Origin of the sequence: Cuspidothrix issatschenkoi CHARLIE-1 (assembly GCF_002934005.1) — a bacterium.
Lineage (GTDB): Bacteria > Cyanobacteriota > Cyanobacteriia > Cyanobacteriales > Nostocaceae > Cuspidothrix > Cuspidothrix issatschenkoi.
Map to the genome: position 1 here is coordinate 41,994 of NZ_PGEM01000078.1, position 21,075 is coordinate 63,068.

18 protein-coding genes are annotated in these 21,075 nt (G+C 36.7%); 13 read left to right on the forward strand and 5 right to left on the reverse strand.

Annotated elements, in window-relative coordinates:
- Positions 1–13: 13 nt before the first annotated feature.
- The 3 genes from mutS to CUN59_RS11600 form a co-directional block, all read right to left on the reverse strand.
- Complete coding sequence (mutS, locus tag CUN59_RS11590; RefSeq protein ID WP_104387985.1) at positions 14–2,614, reverse strand: DNA mismatch repair protein MutS; 2,601 nt, start codon at positions 2,612–2,614, stop codon at positions 14–16.
- A gap of 186 nt (positions 2,615–2,800) precedes the next feature.
- Entirely contained in the window at positions 2,801–4,237 is a 1,437-nt protein-coding gene (locus tag CUN59_RS11595) for a dolichyl-phosphate-mannose--protein mannosyltransferase (protein ID WP_104387986.1), read from the reverse strand.
- Positions 4,238–4,284: 47 nt separating this feature from the next.
- Positions 4,285–4,833, reverse strand: a complete 549-nt coding sequence (locus CUN59_RS11600; protein ID WP_104387987.1) for a GNAT family N-acetyltransferase — start codon at positions 4,831–4,833, stop codon at positions 4,285–4,287.
- A gap of 361 nt (positions 4,834–5,194) precedes the next feature.
- Between CUN59_RS11600 and CUN59_RS11605 the strand changes: the two genes are divergently transcribed.
- From CUN59_RS11605 to CUN59_RS11630, 6 genes are all read left to right on the forward strand, one after another.
- Complete coding sequence (locus CUN59_RS11605; RefSeq protein WP_104387988.1) at positions 5,195–5,596, forward strand: hypothetical protein; 402 nt, start codon at positions 5,195–5,197, stop codon at positions 5,594–5,596.
- Positions 5,597–5,627: 31 nt separating this feature from the next.
- Complete coding sequence (locus CUN59_RS11610) at positions 5,628–6,680, forward strand: hypothetical protein (protein WP_104387989.1); 1,053 nt, start codon at positions 5,628–5,630, stop codon at positions 6,678–6,680.
- 245 nt (positions 6,681–6,925) lie between these two features.
- The gene (locus CUN59_RS11615) at positions 6,926–7,282 is read left to right on the forward strand and encodes a Rieske (2Fe-2S) protein (protein WP_104387990.1); all 357 of its coding nucleotides are present in this window, start codon (positions 6,926–6,928) and stop codon (positions 7,280–7,282) included.
- An 893-nt stretch (positions 7,283–8,175) separates the two neighbouring features.
- Positions 8,176–9,366 carry a hypothetical protein gene (locus tag CUN59_RS11620; protein WP_104387991.1) on the forward strand — a complete coding sequence of 397 codons (1,191 nt, stop codon included), beginning with the start codon at positions 8,176–8,178 and terminating at the stop codon, positions 9,364–9,366.
- Between the two features lie 11 nt (positions 9,367–9,377).
- Positions 9,378–9,971, forward strand: a complete 594-nt coding sequence (locus CUN59_RS11625; protein WP_104387992.1) for an ABC transporter permease — start codon at positions 9,378–9,380, stop codon at positions 9,969–9,971.
- The gene (locus tag CUN59_RS11630) at positions 9,968–10,525 is read left to right on the forward strand and encodes a hypothetical protein (protein WP_104387993.1); all 558 of its coding nucleotides are present in this window, start codon (positions 9,968–9,970) and stop codon (positions 10,523–10,525) included. Before CUN59_RS11625 ends, CUN59_RS11630 begins: the two co-directional genes overlap by 4 nt.
- Before the next feature lie 44 nt (positions 10,526–10,569).
- Here the strand turns inward: CUN59_RS11630 and corA are convergent, their stop codons facing one another.
- Positions 10,570–11,721: a magnesium/cobalt transporter CorA gene (gene corA, locus CUN59_RS11635; protein ID WP_104387994.1), complete on the reverse strand. Its 1,152-nt coding sequence runs from the start codon at positions 11,719–11,721 to the stop codon at positions 10,570–10,572.
- 74 nt (positions 11,722–11,795) lie between these two features.
- Here corA and CUN59_RS11640 point away from each other — a divergent pair, with 74 nt between their 5' ends.
- The 3 genes from CUN59_RS11640 to CUN59_RS11650 all read left to right on the forward strand — a co-directional run bounded on the left by CUN59_RS11640 (position 11,796) and on the right by CUN59_RS11650 (position 14,610).
- Positions 11,796–12,263 carry a hypothetical protein gene (locus CUN59_RS11640; RefSeq protein WP_104387995.1) on the forward strand — a complete coding sequence of 156 codons (468 nt, stop codon included), beginning with the start codon at positions 11,796–11,798 and terminating at the stop codon, positions 12,261–12,263.
- 247 nt (positions 12,264–12,510) lie between these two features.
- Positions 12,511–13,329, forward strand: a complete 819-nt coding sequence (locus CUN59_RS11645) for an SDR family oxidoreductase (RefSeq protein WP_104387996.1) — start codon at positions 12,511–12,513, stop codon at positions 13,327–13,329.
- A gap of 15 nt (positions 13,330–13,344) precedes the next feature.
- The gene (locus CUN59_RS11650; protein ID WP_104387997.1) at positions 13,345–14,610 is read left to right on the forward strand and encodes a thioredoxin domain-containing protein; all 1,266 of its coding nucleotides are present in this window, start codon (positions 13,345–13,347) and stop codon (positions 14,608–14,610) included.
- A gap of 124 nt (positions 14,611–14,734) precedes the next feature.
- On the opposite strand, the gene CUN59_RS11655 is transcribed toward CUN59_RS11650, so the two are convergent.
- On the reverse strand, positions 14,735–16,312 hold the full coding sequence (locus tag CUN59_RS11655) for a B12-binding domain-containing radical SAM protein (protein ID WP_104387998.1): 1,578 nt from the start codon (positions 16,310–16,312) through the stop codon (positions 14,735–14,737).
- A gap of 194 nt (positions 16,313–16,506) precedes the next feature.
- On the opposite strand from CUN59_RS11655, the gene CUN59_RS11660 reads away from it, so the two are divergent.
- From CUN59_RS11660 to CUN59_RS11675, 4 genes are all read left to right on the forward strand, one after another.
- Positions 16,507–16,797, forward strand: a complete 291-nt coding sequence (locus tag CUN59_RS11660) for an RNA-binding protein (protein ID WP_104387999.1) — start codon at positions 16,507–16,509, stop codon at positions 16,795–16,797.
- Positions 16,798–17,577: 780 nt separating this feature from the next.
- A complete protein-coding gene (locus tag CUN59_RS11665; protein WP_104388000.1) occupies positions 17,578–18,552 on the forward strand; it encodes a cysteine synthase A in 975 nt (324 codons plus the stop codon).
- Positions 18,553–18,707: 155 nt separating this feature from the next.
- Positions 18,708–19,475 (forward strand): ATP-binding cassette domain-containing protein, encoded by a 768-nt coding sequence (locus tag CUN59_RS11670; RefSeq protein WP_104388001.1) that lies wholly within the window; start codon positions 18,708–18,710, stop codon positions 19,473–19,475.
- A 15-nt stretch (positions 19,476–19,490) separates the two neighbouring features.
- Positions 19,491–21,017: a glycine betaine ABC transporter substrate-binding protein gene (locus CUN59_RS11675; RefSeq protein ID WP_104388002.1), complete on the forward strand. Its 1,527-nt coding sequence runs from the start codon at positions 19,491–19,493 to the stop codon at positions 21,015–21,017.
- Positions 21,018–21,075 lie beyond the last annotated feature (58 nt).

Sequence of the window (21,075 nt, forward strand, 5' to 3'; positions counted from 1 at the left end):
TGGATCAGAATTATCAAAGTCCTTCCCTCAAGCCCATTGCAATTTTACTGTGTTTTTCTATTTGTCCCATCACCTGTTTTGCACGCTTGATTACCACCGCAGGTAACCCTGCTAATCTTCCCGCTTCTATCCCATAGGATTTATCAGCACCACCGGGTTGAACTTGATGTAAAAAGATAATTTGATCAGGTAATTCTTTCACAGTAACTTGATAATTTGCCACATTCGGAACAATACTAGCCAATTCATTCAACTCATGATAGTGAGTAGCGAAAATAGTTCTAGCTTTAATTTCCACTGCTAAATATTCTGCCACAGCCCAAGCAATGGAAAGACCATCAAAAGTTGCAGTTCCCCGACCAATTTCATCTAATAAAACTAAAGATTTTGAAGTTGCATGATTGAGAATATTTGCAGTTTCATTCATTTCCACCATAAATGTAGATTGACCAGTGGCTAAATCATCAACAGCACCAACACGGGTAAAAATGCGATCGCATACCGCCAACCTAGCAGACCGCACTGGCACAAAACTGCCCACCTGCGCCATCAACTGAATTAAACCTACCTGCCTTAAATAACAACTCTTCCCACTCGCATTTGGCCCCGTCAAAATCACCAAATCAGGAGAAGATGTACTCTTCTTCCCCTCTTCCTCTGCGTCCTCTGTGCCTCTGTGGTTCGTTTCCTTACTACCTAACCAAGTTGAATTAGGAACAAAGAACCCCGCAGGTAAAGACTGTTCTACCACCGGGTGACGACCATCAATCACATTAATCTCCCGTCCTGCAACTATTTCCGGACGACAGTAACCTTGATGTACAGCCAATTCCGCCAAACCACATAATACATCAGCAGCAGCCACCGCACGGGCAATATTACGAATAATTTCGGCGTGAGAACCCACTTCATCCCGTAATGCGTCGAAAATCTCATATTCTAACTGATTTAAATCATCTCGCGCTGTCAGAATACGTGCTTCTCGTTCTTTCAAATCAGGAGTAATGTAACGTTCCTCATTTGTGAGGGTTTGTTTGCGAATGTAATTATCGGGAACTTGGTCAGATTTACTGCGGGAAATACTGATATAATAGCCAAAGGTCTTATTAAATCCTACTTTCAATGTCGGGATTCCCGTTCTTGCTCTTTCATCAACTTCTAAGTTTGCAATCCATTGTTGATCTGCTTCTACTGTAGCTTTTCTTTCATCCAAGAGGGGATTGATCCCCGGACGAATTAAACCACCTTCTTTCAAATGAATTGGTGGTGATTCTACGATGTGAGCGTGTAGCTTTTCTGCTATCTCTTCTAGGATCGGTGGGACTTTTTGCAAAGCTTTTAAGAAAGGGGATTTCGCATCTTCCACTAAGCAAGAAATTTGAGGTAAACGAGAGAAAGAATCAGCTAAGGCGACCAAATCCCGTGCATTTGCTCTACCAGAAGCGGCTCTGACGGTTAAACGCTCTAAATCGTAAATTTGCCGTAATAACTGCCGTATATCTTGACGTAAAGGCGTATTTTGTACTAATTCTTGAATGGTATCTTGCCGTGATTTAATGCCTTTAAGATCAAGTAGCGGTTGTAACAACCATCTTCTTAATGCTCGGCTACCCATAGCCGTGTTTGTTCTATCTAAAGCCCACAATAGAGAACCGTGAAATGTTCCATCCCGGACGGTTTGGGTAATTTCCAGGTTACGACGGGTTTGATGATCTACGATTAAATAATCGGTTAAGGTGTAGGTGCGTAACAATTGCAGAGATACAGGATTAGCCTTTTGTGTATCTTCAATGTATTCTAAAAGACCACCTGCGGCGCGAACTGCCAGGGGTAGATGTTCGCAACCGATACCTTCAAGCGATCGCAGTTTGAATTTCTGTAATAATTTACTTCTAGCTTCGGCTTGGGAAAAAGGAACTTGCGACCGCAAACTATAACAAAATGTAGGTGGTAAACATTGGGGCAAAGATGGGGAAGTTTCCCCAGGACGTAGTAAACTACCTAAATCGGGGGCGTTGGTGGGAAACAAAACTTCTGATGGTTGCAATCGCATTAACTCTTGAGTGAGGTGTTCTAAATCACTTCCTTGAGTTGTGATAAATTCCCCAGTTGATATATCTGAATAAGCTAATCCCCAATGGTTTACAGCAATTACCACAGCCGCTATGTAGTTATTACGACTGGCTTTGAGCATTCCTTCTTCTAACAAAGTTCCAGGTGTGAGAATGCGCGTCACTTCTCGCCTAACTAAACCAATAGCTTCAGCAGAGTCTTCTACTTGGTCACAAATTACCACAGCATAACCTTTTTCCACCAGCAAAGTTGTGTAGCGTTCCCAAGCATGATGAGGTACACCAGTCATGGCAACACGACCAACTTCACCACCATGTTTACTGGTTAAAACTAATTCTAATTCTCTGGATACAGTTACAGCGTCTTGGAAAAAAGTTTCAAAAAAATCACCTACTCTGTATAGCAGCAAGGCATGAGGATATTTGTCCTTCATTTCTACATAGTGCTGATACATTTTACTCAGCTTGCTGCGGTTTTCTACCAGATTTGTATCGGTAAGTGGTGTATTTGGTTGCTGGGGTTCTGGTGTGGAAGTGGTCATGGTAGATGCTGAGAATTTATGGCACAGTTTAGGCACTATCTCTGATGATAGCGCGATGTAGGGTATGGGGAACGCTCGCTTAAAGTTTATTTATTTTTTGTCGGGGTTACTGGTTGATGCAGCCATTTTTGCTACTAGAGTGGTAAAAAGGCGATCGCAATAAGGGGTCTCTACTAATATTGTTATTTAGATCCAAGAATTAAACCACATCCGCATTCGATAATCATGGGGAGAGAGTGGTAAACCGAGATAAATAGGCATCCAAAATACAAAAGCAGCAGTGATGATAAAGGTGATGGTGACACCAACTGCACGAATTGAACGCTGATAACTCAGCAAACATTGATCAACAAACCAAGCAATGGCTATAAATGTAAAGATAACGGCACACATATAATGATAGATGAATACACATCTTGTTACCTTTACCCAAGGGAGTAAATTGGCGGCATAATTGATAACTAAAAATAAACCAATCCAGGTATCAAGGGTGAGGTTTCTGGGAATAAATAGTCGTTTTCTTGTGATTGATGGCATGATTATTTGGTTGATAAGCATACCCATTAAAAATATCATGGCTGCTAAACCAAACCACCATAAAAAGGGATTTCCTATGGCGTGAACATCGTAAACTATCTTAGCAGCATTACTAGGTAAGGGTGGCCCAAATACAGGTAAAACTTCCTGAATACTTTGGGTAGTTTCGTAATAATAAGCCATGGGACGAGTTAACAATGGCCATTTATACCAAGCTGCACAATAGGGATGAATGCTAGGACTATTCCCACCTAATTTGAGATGAAATTGCAAAATTTGTTGATGAACTTCAATAAATCCATATCTTTTATCTAGTTGGAGATGGGGAATCCAAATTAGACTATACACAACTGCGGGAATAATGCCTAAATAGGAACACATTTGCCAAATATTTAGTTGTGTAATATTTTTTAATGGTGTGGTTATGGTTGCACCTTGGGATGTGATATCTAAAGATTGCAACCATTTAATTATCCAAGTGGCGATCCATAAAGCATAAACAGCACATAAAAACGATAAACCATTCCATTTAGTGGCAACGGAAGCACCAAAACAGATTCCAGATAGAGTTAACCAAAACCAGGGTTTTTGTTTTTCTAATGCTAATAATAATAACCATTGTCCAAGGAGTCCAAAAATTACTATATATATATTACTTAAAGCATAACGAGATTCTACTAAAAATAAGCCATCATAAGCTGTGAAAACTCCTGCTAATAAGGCAAAACGATGACGATAACTCAATTGATAAGTTAATAAAGTGACGATGACGGGAATTAGTGAACCAGTGAGGGCATTAACCCAGCGATAATTCCAAGGTGATAATAAAGAACCTGTGAGACTATTGATGTTATCTTTAGCAATGGGAATATATTTACTCAGCCAAATTCCTAAACCAATCAGATATTGACTCAGGGGCGGATGGACATTAAAAAATGGTGTATGGGTGAGATAGTTATTACCAAATTTAGCAAAATAAACTTCATCAAATACTAAAGTATTAAATTTATTTAATTGCCAAAAACGTAAGAACAGTGAAACGATAAATATTCCCAATATCCCTAAACGAAATGAATTTTTGTCCATGTTTTATTTTTGATGAAAATAAATTAATTTTGCTTGTGATCCTTAAACTACAGATTAATTAAGTTTGATTTTCTGTGAAACAGTAATAGTTCAATGCCATAATATTTAGTAGTCCTACCTAAAAATTCCATGTCTAGTCTTTGCGTGACACGAATAGAAGCATAATTTTCTGGTTTGACTACAGCATAAATAACTGGGATATTGAGAATATTAAAGCTATAGTCCAGCATAGCGCGTCCTGCTTCAGTAGCATATCCTTTTCCCCATGCAAATTTGCCTAAGTGCCAACCGATTTCTAAATCTTCTGTCAACATTCTATTTTGATCGGGTAGTTGGGAAAGCATGATTATCCCGACAATTTTTGTGTTATCTTTTTCGATAATTGCCCAAGTTCCAGAACTATTTTTTCGGATTTGCGATCGCTCTAAACTATCAATTAAACGCTGACGTTGTATCTCAACACTGGGAGGACGTGCGGCATTTCCTAAAAAACAGAGGACTTCAGGATCATTGTAAATTTCAAATACTTGTTCCGCATCTTGATCAGGCATCCAACTGCGAATAATTAAGCGTTCGGTTTCTAAAAGAGTCGTCATTTTGCTTTGATTAATGTTAACAACCGTTTAACAGGATGTTTGAAAAGTGGTAAACTCTAATTTTCATAACATTTTTACCCCCCTTCATCTCCCCTCATTAAGGGGGGAAATTGTGAAAATCTAGTTCCCTCCCCTTAGTAAGAGGAGGGTTAGGGCGGGGTAAAAATATTTGATACATCAACCATAACTTTTCAAACACCCTCTAAGAATTGCTGTTTGCTGTTCCCTGTTCCCTGAATTCTTACGTAATTATAAAACATCAGAACTCAACTTTTTTACTGTTAATTTACAAATAATTTTGATCAAAGGTCGCAGAAATGAAGAATAATAGGTGTAGTTCAACTACAAACATACGTCTCCTATGTCACAACTAGAACGATACCTGAAAATGGCAGAAGATGAACTGACGGAGTATAGCACCGATGGCCGCAAAATTGAAAAACTCCGCCGTAAGATTAGCCTATCCCTATCATTAGCAGAACAAAGGGAACTAAAAACCGCATTATTGGCTACAATACCAAACAGTAAAATTGCTGAAATTGTGGAGGAGCAAAGACAAGTGGTGGCCTTACCCTTTTGGGGTATTGCTGGTTTGGGTTTATTATTTGGTATTTCCCTCAATCAACCCATCTGCCTATTAGCAGCTATAGCCGGAACTGCCACAGCTTTTAAAATTCAAAAATGGGGTTGGGAATTAGAGGCAAATCGTCTACTATTACGGACATTAGAAGATATTGAAAACCGTATTTCCCAACCAAAATAAGAAAAGAACATTAATTAAGGACTAAAAATTTATGAGCAAGTATGATTATATCTTCAAATCCTCAGCACTAATAGTAGAATCATTGAATGTAGAAGAATCTGTAGCAGCAATTGCTGTAATTACAGCAATTATTGATGAAGGAATACAAGATTTAGATGTAGAGATATTAGCCGATATTCTCTGGGAATTTGAGCTTTTTGAGCAATATGCAGAAGAAGAAATATTAGAAACTGTTGATAGGTTAATAGAAATTGCCCGAAATTATGGATTGGGATCTTTGTTTAATGCTGCTAATGCCGGAATTTCTAATGAGGTAATTTTGGATGGGTTTGCAGCAGCTATAATCATGCTTCTGGAGGCAGAAGATTTAATTATTCCCGCCGATAAAAAACCATATCTGAAAGAACTACAAATAGCTTTAGAACTGGATGATGAAGAAGCAGAAGAAATTATTAAAGAAGTAATTGCTGCTATTGAAGCAGGGGATGAGGAAAAATATATAGAAGAAGATTATCAACCAGTTATATTTAATGAATCTGGGGAACAGTTTTATCAATCTCCTTTGGGAAATTTTACAGTTCCCATTCCTCTCGATTCTCTCCAAGGTGGCAGAATCCAAACTGAAGAAGGAATGGTGAGCTTTTCCGATGATTTAGGAACTTTATTTAGAATTGATTATTATCCTCTTTCTGCCTCCCAGATTGATGATATAGAATCAGAAGGATCTGAAAAATATTTGCATCGAATTTTAGTAGATAGATATGTTCCCCAGGCAATAATTGTGAATATCCCTCATGCAGAAGTTAAGTATACAGAATATTTGCAAGATTCCTTAGAAAAATATTACTATGTATTAGTAGATATGCCCCAAGGATCAACAATTTCTAAGCAAGAAACTAACGGTAACGGCATTAGATTAGATGCCTATAGAGGATTATTATCCTTTGTCAATAATCAATTTTTGTATATAGTTAGTAGCCAACGGAGTTTTTTAAATGGTGAAATGCCTGATACTGTAAAAGAAGAGGCCGAGAAAATTAAGGAAACTATTTTAGATTTTGTCGTCACCATTGACTTTACCTAAATGTAAATATCACTTATTAACACCCAGATCCCCGACTTCTAATATCAATTTATAGTTTGTGGACAGAATCAATCAAAGAAGTCGGGGAGCTTATACCTTCACCTGAATTATTACATATTTAGGTATCAGTCATCAGCTATTAGACTCTATCTATGGGTAGATAGGTTTGTTATCAAATCAAGCGATCGCAAAGTGCTAAATTACGAGAAACTAAGAAGATATCTATTCTAGATTAGGAAAATATCATGGCTTGGACTAAAGTTTTAGGGGCTAATGCACTCACACCCGGTGCGCGAGAAGTAGTTAAAGTAGGCGATCGCAAAATCCTACTCCTAAACCACGAAAATCAGCTTTATGCAGTAGATAATACCTGTCCCCACTTAAAAATGCCCCTGACAAAAGGCAAAATTGAAGATGGTGCTATAGTTTGTTCTTTCCATCGCAGTGCTTTCGACTTAAAAAATGGCCAAGTTAAAACCTGGTGTCCATTTCCACCAGTAGTTGGTAAATTATTGGGAAAAGTTTCCCCAGAAAAAACCCTGCCAACCTATCCCCTGAAAGTGGAAGAAGGTAACATTTTGATTGACGTTCCATCAGTCTAAATTCATACTAGCCCTAGCCCTGGCGATTAGAAATCGCGGCTACACAGATAAAACCCACCTTCGTGGGTTAAAAAGCTTAATTTTTCGCTAGTCCACGCAGGTGGACTTGGTTTGTTTAGTAGCGAATTATATTCGCCCAAAACTTTTCAAACATCCTCTAATAGGGTTTTAATGCCCCTAACCCCCAATTCTGGGGGTCACGGGGGCAGGGGATTTAGGGGGCTAAATAAGCACAAAAGGAAGACAGATAGAACTTGTGTGTACACCGTAGCCGGGGGGTAAATATACGTAGCTTCACTAAGAAACTATAACCCCTAATTAATAGATAGAAGTTGGGTTTTTATCCCAACCTCTATCATGATCAAATATTGACCACTCACCTATGCTAAATAAAGCTAAGAAATGTTAACGAAACTTTACTAAACATCTTTCTTATCCACTTTCAAGCCATAATAGAAGCATGAGAAAATGGAGTGAAGGAAAAATACTCCCTGGAGTAAAATCGCTAGTTACCAGCTAGTAAGTAGAGGTGGAATATGACGAGCCAAGATTTTATTATTCATCACGGTTATACCTATATAGCTGTTAAACTCGGTATCTTGATTTTAGCTTTGTTACTCTGGTTTATTGTCACAGCTACCCCCGTAATTTAACAACATTTACCATCAGGAGATATTTGATTAAAAACCTTTTTTACGCCTTTTTCTTGCACTTTTTTCTCTTTTCTTACCCTTAAGCTCTTTTTTTATCTAGGTTTTGCGTTTATTCAGCAAACCCTACTTAATATTAATCTTTAATGCTAAACTTGGACTCTATGAGGTTGGAAACCTTAACAACTGTTAAACATATAGACACAAATTAACAAAGAGTTGAAAACAGAGAGCTTAAATTATATGTCTAATCGCCTCAAACTTTTTCGAGAAAGAATGGCAGCTTTTGAGGGTGCAGCAGATCCATCAGCAGCAATTGAAAGTGGTTATTATGTCCACGCACCAGGAAAATTACTTGTAGATGAAATATCAGCAAGAATAGCTTTACGTCCGTCTTCTTCGCATCTGCTTTTAGGAGGTATTGGATCTGGAAAAACAACTCAATTGTTAGTTGCTTGTAAACAGATTAATGAAATAGAAGATACTCATGCAATATATGTAGATGTTAGTTTGTATACATATATTTCCAAAATAACCACTGGCGTTCTAACTGCAATTGCGGGTCTAGAACTTGCTAATCTTATGAAAGATAGTAAAGATGACAATGTTATACAATCCATTGATTTAATTCGTAAGTTGGCACATGGTTATACATACTATGATGATGGATACTATTACGGACCTGACTATGACGAACAATTAATAAGTGTAAAAGGTATTATTCCTAAGAAAGTAGAGGGATATGGGATAAATTCAGAGTTAGTGGAAACGGTCAATAAGTTAGCTAAATGTGCATCCGAAAACTATGGTAATTTAGTTATTTTATTTGATGGATTAGATAGAATTAATGATATTAAAACCTTTATGCAGCTTGTATTTTCAGATGCAAAAGCAATATCATCTGCTGGTATTGGTCTAGTATTAGTTGGTCCAATAACTGCAATTTATAGTAACTATCGTGATACCGTTGATAAGATTTTAGACTACTTTTATTATCAACCATTCTTTGATATAGAAAATGACCAAGATGCTTATAATTTTTTTGAAGAAATTATTAAAAATCGATCATCTGAAGATTTTATAGAAGAATCAGCCATGAAAGCTTTAATTCAATTTTCTGGTGGGGTTTTACGAGACTTTATTGCAATAACACAAGCATCTCTTGAAGAGACATACATATCAGGTGACGAAAAACTACAAGAAAAACAAGTTTTAAAAGCTGTTGATTCAACTGGTAGAAATCAACTACTTGGTTTATCAGATAATGAGCTAAAAATTATTAAGCAGATGCTCAAAAATAAAAAATTTATTCCTATAACTGACGAAGATTTGCGATTGTTGGTGAAAAGGGTAATTCTTGAATATAGATATCCAAAACTACGTTATGCAGTTCATCCAGCTATTAAACCATTAATTCAACAAATTTTAGATTAAAATTAATTTCGATGATTAATTTACTTAAATTACTTTCTATTGACGAGTTTTTACAAAAAACTAGCTCACAACCAACATCAGGAAATACCTGGTCAGCACTAATTACTTCTAGTTTATATAGTCAGCAATTAGTGGACGATTTACAAGAAACTCTGAGCATTTTTTCAGAGTGTGAAGTGGGTTGTTTATCTGCTCAAGATGAAACTAATGTTTTTATAAAGCAAATTATTCAAGCAAGTGAAGATTATTTGATTCTTTGGAACTTCGAACAATGGGATAAAAATAATTGGTATGAATTTGATTGTATGCGAAGTTCACTGATGAGAAAACGCGGAGTAGTGTTAATTTTATCATCAGAATCAGCAAAAATAATGTTTTCTTATGCTCCAAATATTGTAAGTTGGCTCGGTTCTAGGGTATATTTTTTTGTAAAAGATACAGAATTGCTCAGTGTTGACGAAATTCAGGAAAGACTAACAGCACTTCGAGAATGGTCAGGTTTAACAGACTCTCAAATAATTGAAATGGCTGAAAGTAGAAATTTACCACCTGAACCTGAATATGCTGAATGGGTTGTTTTACTGGAACGGGGGGATTTAATTTGAGTAACCAAAGTGACTGGGTGCAAATTTGTGAGGATGTCCAAGAACGCCTATTAAAAATAACTCCCTTAACAGTAAAAAGTGCTAAGGTATTAAGAGGTGAAATTCTTAAATCTTTAATAGCAGCCTGTGATGATAAGTTTTTAAAAACAGAATCTTATGAAATTCATAATTTATTGAAAATCTCACCATCTAAAGATAAAGGAATTATTGAAATAACTGGAGGAAAGAGAAACTTTAAGCGACTTAAAGAAATTTCTCATTTTGAAAGATGTGACGGTTGCTGGTTTGATTTTGCAATTTTAGTGAATGAAAATATTAAACCTGCTGAAATTATTGCTTTTGATTTTGAAATTAGATTTTTAGAAAATAACCCAACTAAATTTTTACGATTTGATCTAAATTTACCAGAACATAATAATGATGATAGAGGAAAACGATTTCATTTACATCCAGGAAATGATGATTTAATGATTCATGCTTCTCCTCTGTCACCATTGGAAATTCTACACTTATTTTTATACGACTTAAAAACGCCTGAAAGTCCCCGCAGTTGATAGCAGACTAAATTCGCTAAACCAAACTTTAATGTTAATTGATTCTAGCGGTGAAATTCTCTTGGCAAATTTGCAGAATTACTCAGCCAACCCCGCCGCCAAAATGAGTATAGTAAAATGGTAGCAACTAATAGCATTAGTGCTAAACATAGGGGATAACCCCAATACCAATTTAATTCCGGCATATTGTGGGGTGATTTTTCAGTGTTGAAATTCATCCCATATACCCCTGCAATAAAAGTCAAAGGAATAAAAATCGAAGAAACCACCGTCAGCAACTTCATAATTTCATTCATTTTATTACTAACTGCCGATAAATAAACATCCATTAATCCAGCTACTAATTCTCGGTAAGTTTCCAATATATCTATTAATTGCACCGTATGATCATAACAATCTCTGAGATAAATTCTCACATCAGGACTAATTAATTCGCTGCCATCTCGAATTAAAGAATTAATCGCATCTCTTTGCGGCCAAATTCCCCGCCGTAGTTGTAATAATTCCCGACGAATTTGGTATATTTTTTGTAATGTTTTCTGACTAGGATTAATTATCACTTCCTCTTCTAAATCATCAATTCGTTCTCCATAAAGTTCCAAAACGGGAAAAAAGCCATCAATAATTGCATCTAATAAAGCATAGGCTAAATAATCACTACCTTGGCAGCGGATGATACCTTTAGATTTATCAATTCTGTTTCTCACACCATCAAAACAATCATGTTCCGGTTCTTCTTGCACCGTTAACACATAATATTTACCTAATACCAAACTTACCTGTTCACCGTAAAAACTGCCATTATTGTTATTAGGAACAACCATGTGGGCAATAATTACTAATTGATCCTCATAATCCTCTATTTTCGGACGTTCTACCATATTCACAATATCCTCCAAAATTAGGGGATGTAAATCAAAAGATTGGCCTAAACGCTGTAAAATATCTTGATTTCCTAAACCTTGTACATCTACCCAAGAAACAGAATTTGTATCCAAATAGTTAATACATTCTTCCGGATAACTGATTTGTTTATGAATCAGATCAGTTTGATTATAGTCAATCAGAAAAATGCTAGGTGGCTTGCTATTTTCATCAACAATAATTGTCCCAGGTATAGTTCCAGGTTGGTGGAAATGTTCCTTAACCCCGGATTTCTTCATCAGTTTGGTAAATTTGCGATTTTTCTTCACCATAAAATTTTCACCGTTAGTTATGAATGATTGGGATTTTAACACATATAATATGTGGAAGAGACAATTTAAAAGATATGTTTATAGCCCAAAAACAACAAACATTTTGGTTAATTGAACCCGAAGCAAAACCATCAAAACAGATTATTGCTGGCGGATTTATTTTACCAGATGGACAAGTAGCCATAGTCCGAATTTTTCCCCATCCCAGTCATGCAACCTTTCCATCTTGGGCATCTTTTCAAGAACTGCAAAATCAAAGAGGCAGAAAATTAATCTTTGGGCAAAACTCCCTCGATAATTATCAACTCCAAAGTTTTCAATTAGTCAGAGATGAAGATATCACAGGAATTAGTGGTATTGGCGTAGTTGCTGTTGGCTGTTACTTTCAAATGTATCCTCAAGATATTAGTCCAGATTGTACTAATATTGCTGTCATGCAGTGGTTAAAAGAACCAAAATCAACAGCTTGGTATCCCCAAGGATGGGAACAAATTAAATTAATTCATGGACACAAAGGTAAAACCAAAATTGTTATAGACTAAATACAGCAGAATCCAGGAGTCAGGAGTCAGAATTAAAACTAGCTTTGTGTATAGTAGTTGTAGGGTGTGTCAGACATTAACAATCTCTTTATTTACAGGATTTATGCAGTCTGACCCGGTTGGTGAGGTTGTCGAACCACACCCTACCAATGTGCCAGTTGCGTAAGTCCTGTATAGGTTGAAATTTAGATTCTGTAACCTATGGATCTGCTTTATACTGTATATCCAATGCCAAAAATATCTATCTATGAATAGCAGTGAAAACTCTTCTCAACATCTCATTTTAGTAGTTGGTTCTACAGGTGGAGTCGGACAACTTGTAGTTAGTCAACTATTAGCCAAGGGCTTACCAGTTCGCATTCTCACCCGCAATACTGAAAAAGCCGCGCAAATGTTTAACGACAAAGTAGAAATAGTTGTCGGTGATATTTGTGAACCCAGCACATTAAAAACCTCCATGACAAATATTACCTCAATTATTTGTTGTACAGGAACAAGTGCTTTTCCTACTAGCAAATGGGAATTTGATCAACCGCCTAATATTTTGGAATTAGGAATAACTTTATTTAATCCCCAATTTTTAGAAAATAAAGCCAAAAATACCCCTACAAAAGTTGATTATCAAGGTGTAGTTAACCTACTTACAGCCGCACCCAAAAACTTAAACCGCTTCGTATTAGTCTCCTCCTGTGGTATTCTCCGCAAACATCAATTTCCCTTTAAAATTCTCAATCTTTTTGGCGTACTCGATGCCAAAGAAAAAGGAGAACAAGCAATTATTAATTCCGGCATCCCCTATACTATCATTCGTCCCGGACGTTTAATTGATGGCCCCTATACATCCTCTGATCTTAACACCCTACTCCAAGCCACAACCCAAGGTAAATTAAATGTCGTCTTATCCACAGGAGATACAATTACAGGTGATTCTAGTCGCATTGATGTAGCTGCAGCCTGTGTCGAAAGTTTATTTTATCAAACTTCTGTTAACAAAGTTTTTGAAATAGTTAACAAAGGGGATAGATCGCCTATAATTGACTGGCAAAGTTTATTTTCACAATTATAAAACCATAGTAAAAACATGAAACTAAATCATTTTTCATTCCTGGTTATTTTGGCAAGTTTTGTATATTCACAACCAAGTTATAGCCAAATATCCCCATCTCCAAAATCCCAATTATCACAAATAGTCACGAACCTCAGACCCCAAGGACAAAAAGGACTAGAAATTTTCCTCAAATCCTACATTAATAACTTACAGACACCACCTAAACCAGAAGTTAAAATAGCCCTCGATCAATTATGTCAACAACGAGATTGTTATGCTTCTCAATTATATTGGTATACTGATTTAGAACAAGCAAAAGCTGCTGCGAAAATCACTGGTAAACCAATTCTTTCCTTGCGATTATTAGGCAGATTAGATACAGAACTGAGTTGTGCTAACAGCCGATTTTTTAGAGTTGCCCTATATCCTAATGCCGTAATTTCCCAAACTTTGAGAAAAGACTTTATTTTACATTGGCAAACTGTCCGGCCTGCGCCAAAAATCACCATTGATTTTGGTGACGGACGCAAATTAGAAAGAACCATCACAGGTAATAGTATTCATTATATTTTAGATAGTGATGGCCGTCCACTGGATGCCATTCCTGGACTCTATGGACCCCAAGCTTTTCTAAAACAACTTCAGCAAGGGCAAAAAATAGCTAAAATCTTGAGTAACCAAAAAGGTGAAAAATATAATATCCTATTACAACAATATCACCAACGCCGTCTTGATGATATTCAAAACCAATGGAGAACGGATTTATCTCAATTAGGGATACAATCTCCTCCCCGTTTAGGAGAAAATTCTAACAATTCTACATCTAATCCTAACGCAATCATAGCAGGTTCTTTAGCAATTTCTAAATCTAGAGTAGAAATACCAATTCTCAGATCTATACAGCCAGAAACACCAGAAAATACCTCAGAAATTCTCGATCAACCAACCTGGGATAGATTAGCTAGACTCTATAAAAATGATGCTAAACTTGATAGTAATAGCATTGCCTTGATTGAGAATAAGAAATTACCAAAGACCAGAGATAACAATAATTTATCCAGAGTAATTCGTAATTTTGAAACCGTCATGGCTTTAGATACAGTCAGAAACGAATATCTACTACATAGACAAATTCATCAATGGTTTTTAACCCAAAATCAAACTTCAGATGTTAACCAACTCAATGAAAAAGTTTATGCTGAATTGTTTTTAACTCCCAGTTCCGATCCTTGGTTGGGTTTAGTTGATAATGATGCTTATACCGCCATTGATAATGGTGGTATTGTTGAGAAAAATTAAACTAAGAACTCAGGGAACAGGGAACTCTTAACTGGGAACTCTTAACTGGGAACAGGGAACAGGGAACAGGGAACAGGGAAAAAATTCTTCCTCCTGAACTCCTGAACTCCTAAATTCTGCTGTATTAAGCTACTGCTTTTTCCTTTTCTGGAACATAGGGTTTTTCTGCACCTTGGGCTAAATATGCAGCTAATTGACTTTCTATTTCATCGCGGACAATTTGCCGATATTCCATAAAATGTTCAATGTGAGCGCAGGTAGAAACATATTGTTCAACTACCTTGGGGTTATGCTTGAGAATGCTAAATAAATGATGCCAGAATTTCCAGCGAGTTTGCCGTTTAAATCCTTGTCGCCAAATTACTAGTAGCAAAGCTTTTACAACTACCCATTCTGGCATTTTGCCTGGTGCTTTGTATTTAGCTGAACCCAAGATCATAAAACAGCGATAGGTGCGGTCTAAATAGGCAACAGGATCATATAAAGCACAGAAAGCTTCAATGTATTCTCTTGCTAATTCTTCCAGAGGACGGGTAGGAATGAAATTCATTAATGTGGTTTGATTGATATTCCCGTCTTGATTTTCCCGTAGTCGTCCTTCTTTTTTCAAGCGATGCCATAACGCTGTGTTGGGCAATGCTTGTAACATGGCGAAGGTAGTAGAAGGGATGGCTGCTTGTTCGGCAAATCTGACAATGCGATCGCCCGCACCAGATTTTTCACCATCAAAACCAATAATAAATCCAGCCATTGGCCTTAAGCCAGCTTTAATAATGGTTTCTACTGACTCAGTTAAAGAACTGCGAGTATTTTGGAATTTCTTAGTTAGTTGTAAACTATCTTCATCTGGGGTTTCAATACCCAAAAATACCGCTTTAAAGCCACAATCAACCATCAACTCCATCATTTCTGCATCTTGTGCTAAATCAATGGAAGCTTCTGTGTCAAAATTGAACGGATATTGATGTTCTGCCATCCACACTTTTAACTCTTTTAGCAACAATTTCACATTCCGCTTGTTGCCAATAAAGTTATCATCAACCATGAATACACCCCGCCGCCAACCCAACTCATAGAGATAATCTAACTCCGCTAAAAGTTGTGCAGGGGTTTTGGTTCTGGGTTTACGTCCATACAATACAATGATGTCGCAAAATTCGCATTGGAAGGGACAACCCCGCGAAAACTGTACAGACATCATATCATAGGCATTAAACTCTAATAAATCAAAGCGGGGAATGGGTGTACTAGTGACATCGGGCTTTTCAGTAGCGCGGAAAACTCCAGATTTTTCACCCCGTTGCACAGCTTCCACAAACATGGGTAAAGTGATTTCCCCTTCATCGAGAATCAGATAATCTGCCCCTGCTGCTTCGACTTCATGGGGTGTAGAGGTAGGATAGGGACCACCCAAAGCTACCAATTTACCCCGTCTTTTAGCTTCCCGAATTTGCTCTAGTAAGTCTTGTTTTTGGACAATCATAGCAGAGAAAATTACCATATCTGCCCATGCCCATTCTTCCTCTGTGGCGGCGCGGATGTTACGATCTACAAGTTTAAATTCCCACTCTTGGGGCAAAATCGCCGCTACCGTCACCAAACCCAAAGGAGGCAACAAAACCTTTCTGTCAACCAGTGCCAGAATTTTCTCATAAGACCAAAAGGTTTTTGGAAATATTGGATAAACTAGCAAAATACGCATAGTATCACCCCTCACGATTTATTTTGTAATCTAACTGTAACTAAAATTCAGACTATTTGACTTTTTTCTGAATTTGCCTGTTGTATGTGAGAATGGAGAAATTGTCAGAATCAGGATGATTAGGATTTAAGGATTTACAGGATGAAAACTGGGAAAAATTAAAAAATACAAATAGTTTTGAGCTTATTCTACTCATGCAGTCTGATGAAAAGGATGGTTGTGAGCGAATTGAGATAGTATTTTATACACTCTTTGGCGTTTTTGTCAATACTGATGAGTCTTTAGTTAAGGGGTTGATCAAAATCCCTGATTTTTTAGATCAAGGGGGGATGAGTCCAGAAATGTATCCAGAAATTGGTACAACTATAGGCGCGGTTGTGGTTGGATATAACGAAAGTAATTACCGCGAGGTGTATTTAAGTGCTAAACCTACTGTACTGCATAAAGCTCTTGTACCTTTCAAGATTCCTGCTTTAACTAGCTAAAGCTTATTAACTTTTTTATCAATTTGCCTGTTGTATGTGAAAATAGAGAAAGAATGTTTATATTTCAGGAGTTATACCATGCTGGCTTAATTATGCTATCAAATTATATTGTCAAGGTATACCCTACTAAAAAGCTGCAAAAGTTTGGAAATCATAGAACAGAAATCATATTTTTTTATTATGTCTATTTAGTGCGATCGCTCTTATTGTAGAGTTAAATTCTGAGGAATTACGAAAAATATCTTTGAAACTCTCTTCCCTTCGTGTTCTTCGCTCCTATGCCTTCGGCACGCTTCGCGAACGTGGTTCATTCTTTCATGACTTCTGCCTTTTTGATTTACATGAGAGCGATCGCCATATTTAATATAGAAAACTCAAGCGATAGCGTAAGTGCTAACTTGTCAGTTTGCGTGAGATAAACTAGAGAAATGCGATTCTCACTTATTATGCTTTAGAGGTTTTAATATAGGATAAAGATAGAGTTTTCGAGTTATTCTTGATAATTGATCAGAAAATGTACTTCTGTAGTTAACTGCTAAGTACCTAAGCCAAATTAATTTAACATTTTTGGAACAAACAAAAATCTCTATATTCCTTATAAATATAAAATTTATTTTGCACGACAACTTACAAACAAATATTCTGACTCCTGACTCCCGGATTATTCCAATGTCTTGGATATGCTTTTCGGAAATTGTCCCCCAAAAGAGAAAAAACTAATAGCAATAGGATTTCGTTAAATGTCAAAATTTGATCGGGAATAATTCAGGTAGATTCAACATGGATATCAAAAAAGGATTTATTGGCACGATTGGCAATACACCACTAATTCGCTTAAACAGCTTTAGTGAGGAAACAGGTTGTGAAATCTTGGCCAAAGCGGAATTTCTTAACCCTGGTGGTTCTGTTAAAGATCGTGCTGCACTATACATCATTGAAGATGCAGAAAAAAAAGGACTTCTCAAACCTGGTGGCACAGTTGTGGAAGGAACTGCGGGGAATACGGGAATTGGACTAGCGCATATCTGCAATGTCAAAGCTTACAAATGCTTGATTTTTATTCCCAATACCCAATCCCAAGAAAAAATAGATGCTTTGACTACCTTGGGGGCGGAAGTTCGTCCTGTACCTGCTGTACCGTACAAAGATCCGAATAATTACGTCAAATTATCTGGTAGAATTGCGGCGGAAATGGAAAACGCCATTTGGGCTAATCAGTTTGATAATTTGGCCAATCGTGTGGCACATTATGAAACTACAGGTAGAGAAATTTGGCAACAAACTGACGGTAAAATAGATGGCTGGGTAGCGGCCACTGGTACAGGTGGTACTTATGCAGGTGTAGCTATGTATCTAAAGAAACAAAATCCGGCGGTTAAATGTGTGGTTGCTGATCCTTTAGGTAGTGGACTATATAGCTATATCAAAACTGGGGAAATCAAAATCGAAGGTAATTCTATTACTGAAGGTATTGGTAATAGTCGCATTACCGCTAATATGGAAGGCGCACCGATTGATGATGCTATCCAAATTGATGATCCTGAAGCGTTGCGCGTAGTTTATCAACTATTAAGAAAAGATGGATTATTAATGGGTGGTTCAACGGGAATTAATGTGGGTGCGGCGGTAGCTTTAGCTAAACAATTGGGACCCGGACATACTATTGTGACCATCTTATGTGATAGTGGTTCTCGCTATCAATCACGGATATTTAATAGGGAATGGTTAGCAAGTAAAGGATTGATGATCGGTTAGGATTTTTTAGCGATCACCACTAAGTTGTTGTGCATTTAAAATGCACAACAGCAAGTCAAAACTCAAATTTTAAAATACACATAGGGTATGTTAGTTTTTCGTTCTTTTGCGTAAGTCCGCAGAAGATAGAAGATAGAAGATAGGAGCAAATTTTTATGTCTTTAACATCAGAAATCATCGTTGATTTTCGGGATGTCAGTTTCCAAATTGATCACCGTCTCTTATTATCTCACTTAAAATTCAGCATTTATCAAGGAGAAGCACTAGTTTTATTAGGACGTAGTGGCAGTGGAAAAACTACAACTCTAAAATTAATCAATCATTTACTTATCCCAAGTCAAGGACAAGTCCTAATTGACAATATTCCCACAACTAAATGGGATGCTATTAAACTGAGAAGAAGAATAGGGTACGTTATTCAAGAAACAGGTTTATTTCCCCATTTTACCATCGCTGAAAATGTGGGACTTGTACCATCATTAGAGAAATGGCCAGCCCAAAAAATCCATAATAGAGTCTATGAAATGTTAAACTTAGTAGGTCTAGAACCAGAACAATTTGCCCATCGTTATCCCTATCAATTATCAGGAGGTCAACGTCAGCGAGTGGGAGTTGCTAGAGCTTTGGCCGCAGATCCACCTATACTATTAATGGATGAACCTTTTGGCGCACTCGATCCCATCACTCGGCTAGAGTTACAACAACAGTTTAAATATTTGCAACAACAATTAGGTAAAACAGTGATATTTGTCACCCATGATATTCAAGAAGCCTTCTTTTTAGCTTCCAGAATTGGTTTAATGTATGAAGGAAATTTAGTGGAATTAGGAACAAAAAGAGAATTTCTTAGTTCTCAACATCCAGAATCACAGGCTTTTTTAGCTTGTTTGAATGTAGCGAAAAGTTGGGAAGAATTAAACTAAAATTAGCATAAAATTATGTTCTTATTTCAGTACAGTACAGAAATAATTTTCCACAGTGGAGAACATTTAATATTAGTCATTATATCCCTAGCGATCGCCATTTCCATTGGTCTTCCTGTGGGCATTCTGATCACTCGTCAATCAAAATTAGCTCCCCCCATTCTTGGTTTAGCAAATGCAATTCAAACCATCCCTAGTTTAGCCATATTTGGCTTTTTAATTTCCGTGCCTTTTCTGGGAGGAATTGGCAAAATTCCCGGTATAGTTGCCTTAACTCTTTATGCCTTACTTCCCATAATTCGTAATACTTATATTGGCATTAATAGCATCAATCCCGCCATTAAAGAAGCGGGTATAGGCATGGGAATGACAGATCAACAATTACTATTCCAAGTGGAAATTCCCCTGGCTTTACCAGTCATTTTAGCAGGTGTAAGAGTAGCCACAGTTATATCTGTAGGAATTGCCACAATTGCTGCTGCTATTGGTGGAGGAGGTTTAGGAGTATTTATTTTTCGCGGTATTTCTACAGTTAATAATGAATTAATTTTAGCCGGAGCAGTACCCGCAGCTTTGATTGCTTTGAGTGCAGATTTCGGTTTAGGATTATTAGAAAAAAACCTCACAAAACAAATAGCAAATAAAGGTAAATTCAATCAGAATATAGGTATTATTGTCGGAATAATCACCTTAATTATTGCTGGATTAATAGCCTTCAACTATCAACAGAAACCACCAACAATTATTATCGGCTCAAAAAATTTCACAGAACAAGTAATTTTAGGAGAAATATTAGCACAACACATAGAAAATCATACTAAATTAAAAGTAGATCGTCGTTTTAATTTAGGAGGAACATTTATTTGTCATGAAGCAGTAAAAGCCCGAAAAATTGCCGGGTATGTGGAATATACAGGAACTTCATTTACGACTATTTTAAAAGAAAAACCAATTAGTAATCCTGAAACTGTTTATAAAAAAGTTAAGGAATACTATGATCAAAAATTGAAATTAGCAGTGATGAAGCCTCTAGGATTTGAGAATACCTTTGCCATGATTATCCGAGGAGAAGATGCCGAAAAATGGCAAATTAAAAGCCTTTCAGAAATTAGTAAATATACTCCACAAATAAAAGCAGGATTTGGGTATGAATTTTTAGAAAGAGCAGATGGTTATCCAGGATTATCTAAAACCTACAACCTAAAATTTGCCAATATCAAACAAATGGAATTAGGATTAATGTATCAAGCATTAAAAGAAAAACAAGTAGATTTTATTGCTGCAAATTCTACAGATGGTTTAATTCCAGTTTTTAACTTAGTAATTTTAGAAGATGATAAAAAATACTTTCCCCCATATCAAGCTATACCTGTTTTTAATCAAGAAATTCTCCAAAAATATCCAGAATTAACAGATACCATTAATCAATTAGGGGGCAAAATTTCTACAACAGAAATACAGAAGATGAATTATCAAGTAGATAATCAATCTAAACCAGTGGAAAAAGTTGTCAGTGAGTGGTTAAAATCTCAAAAATTATGATTTATTTAGGGTTTGCTGAAAAAGTTGTCTGTGAGGAGAGGGAATAGGGAACAGGGAA

Coding starts and splice junctions, on each gene's coding strand:
- CUN59_RS11670 (WP_104388001.1), top strand. CDS start 18,708: ATGTCTTTAACATCAGAAATCATCGTTGATTTTCGGGATGTCAGTTTC.
- CUN59_RS11620 (WP_104387991.1), top strand. CDS start 8,176: ATGTCTAATCGCCTCAAACTTTTTCGAGAAAGAATGGCAGCTTTTGAG.
- corA (WP_104387994.1), bottom strand. CDS start 11,721: ATGGTGAAGAAAAATCGCAAATTTACCAAACTGATGAAGAAATCCGGG.
- mutS (WP_104387985.1), bottom strand. CDS start 2,614: ATGACCACTTCCACACCAGAACCCCAGCAACCAAATACACCACTTACC.
- CUN59_RS11610 (WP_104387989.1), top strand. CDS start 5,628: ATGAGCAAGTATGATTATATCTTCAAATCCTCAGCACTAATAGTAGAA.
- CUN59_RS11655 (WP_104387998.1), bottom strand. CDS start 16,312: ATGCGTATTTTGCTAGTTTATCCAATATTTCCAAAAACCTTTTGGTCT.
- CUN59_RS11595 (WP_104387986.1), bottom strand. CDS start 4,237: ATGGACAAAAATTCATTTCGTTTAGGGATATTGGGAATATTTATCGTT.
- CUN59_RS11640 (WP_104387995.1), top strand. CDS start 11,796: ATGTTTATAGCCCAAAAACAACAAACATTTTGGTTAATTGAACCCGAA.
- CUN59_RS11645 (WP_104387996.1), top strand. CDS start 12,511: ATGAATAGCAGTGAAAACTCTTCTCAACATCTCATTTTAGTAGTTGGT.
- CUN59_RS11600 (WP_104387987.1), bottom strand. CDS start 4,833: ATGACGACTCTTTTAGAAACCGAACGCTTAATTATTCGCAGTTGGATG.
- CUN59_RS11660 (WP_104387999.1), top strand. CDS start 16,507: ATGCAGTCTGATGAAAAGGATGGTTGTGAGCGAATTGAGATAGTATTT.
- CUN59_RS11675 (WP_104388002.1), top strand. CDS start 19,491: ATGTTCTTATTTCAGTACAGTACAGAAATAATTTTCCACAGTGGAGAA.
- CUN59_RS11605 (WP_104387988.1), top strand. CDS start 5,195: ATGTCACAACTAGAACGATACCTGAAAATGGCAGAAGATGAACTGACG.
- CUN59_RS11650 (WP_104387997.1), top strand. CDS start 13,345: ATGAAACTAAATCATTTTTCATTCCTGGTTATTTTGGCAAGTTTTGTA.
- CUN59_RS11625 (WP_104387992.1), top strand. CDS start 9,378: ATGATTAATTTACTTAAATTACTTTCTATTGACGAGTTTTTACAAAAA.
- CUN59_RS11665 (WP_104388000.1), top strand. CDS start 17,578: ATGGATATCAAAAAAGGATTTATTGGCACGATTGGCAATACACCACTA.
- CUN59_RS11615 (WP_104387990.1), top strand. CDS start 6,926: ATGGCTTGGACTAAAGTTTTAGGGGCTAATGCACTCACACCCGGTGCG.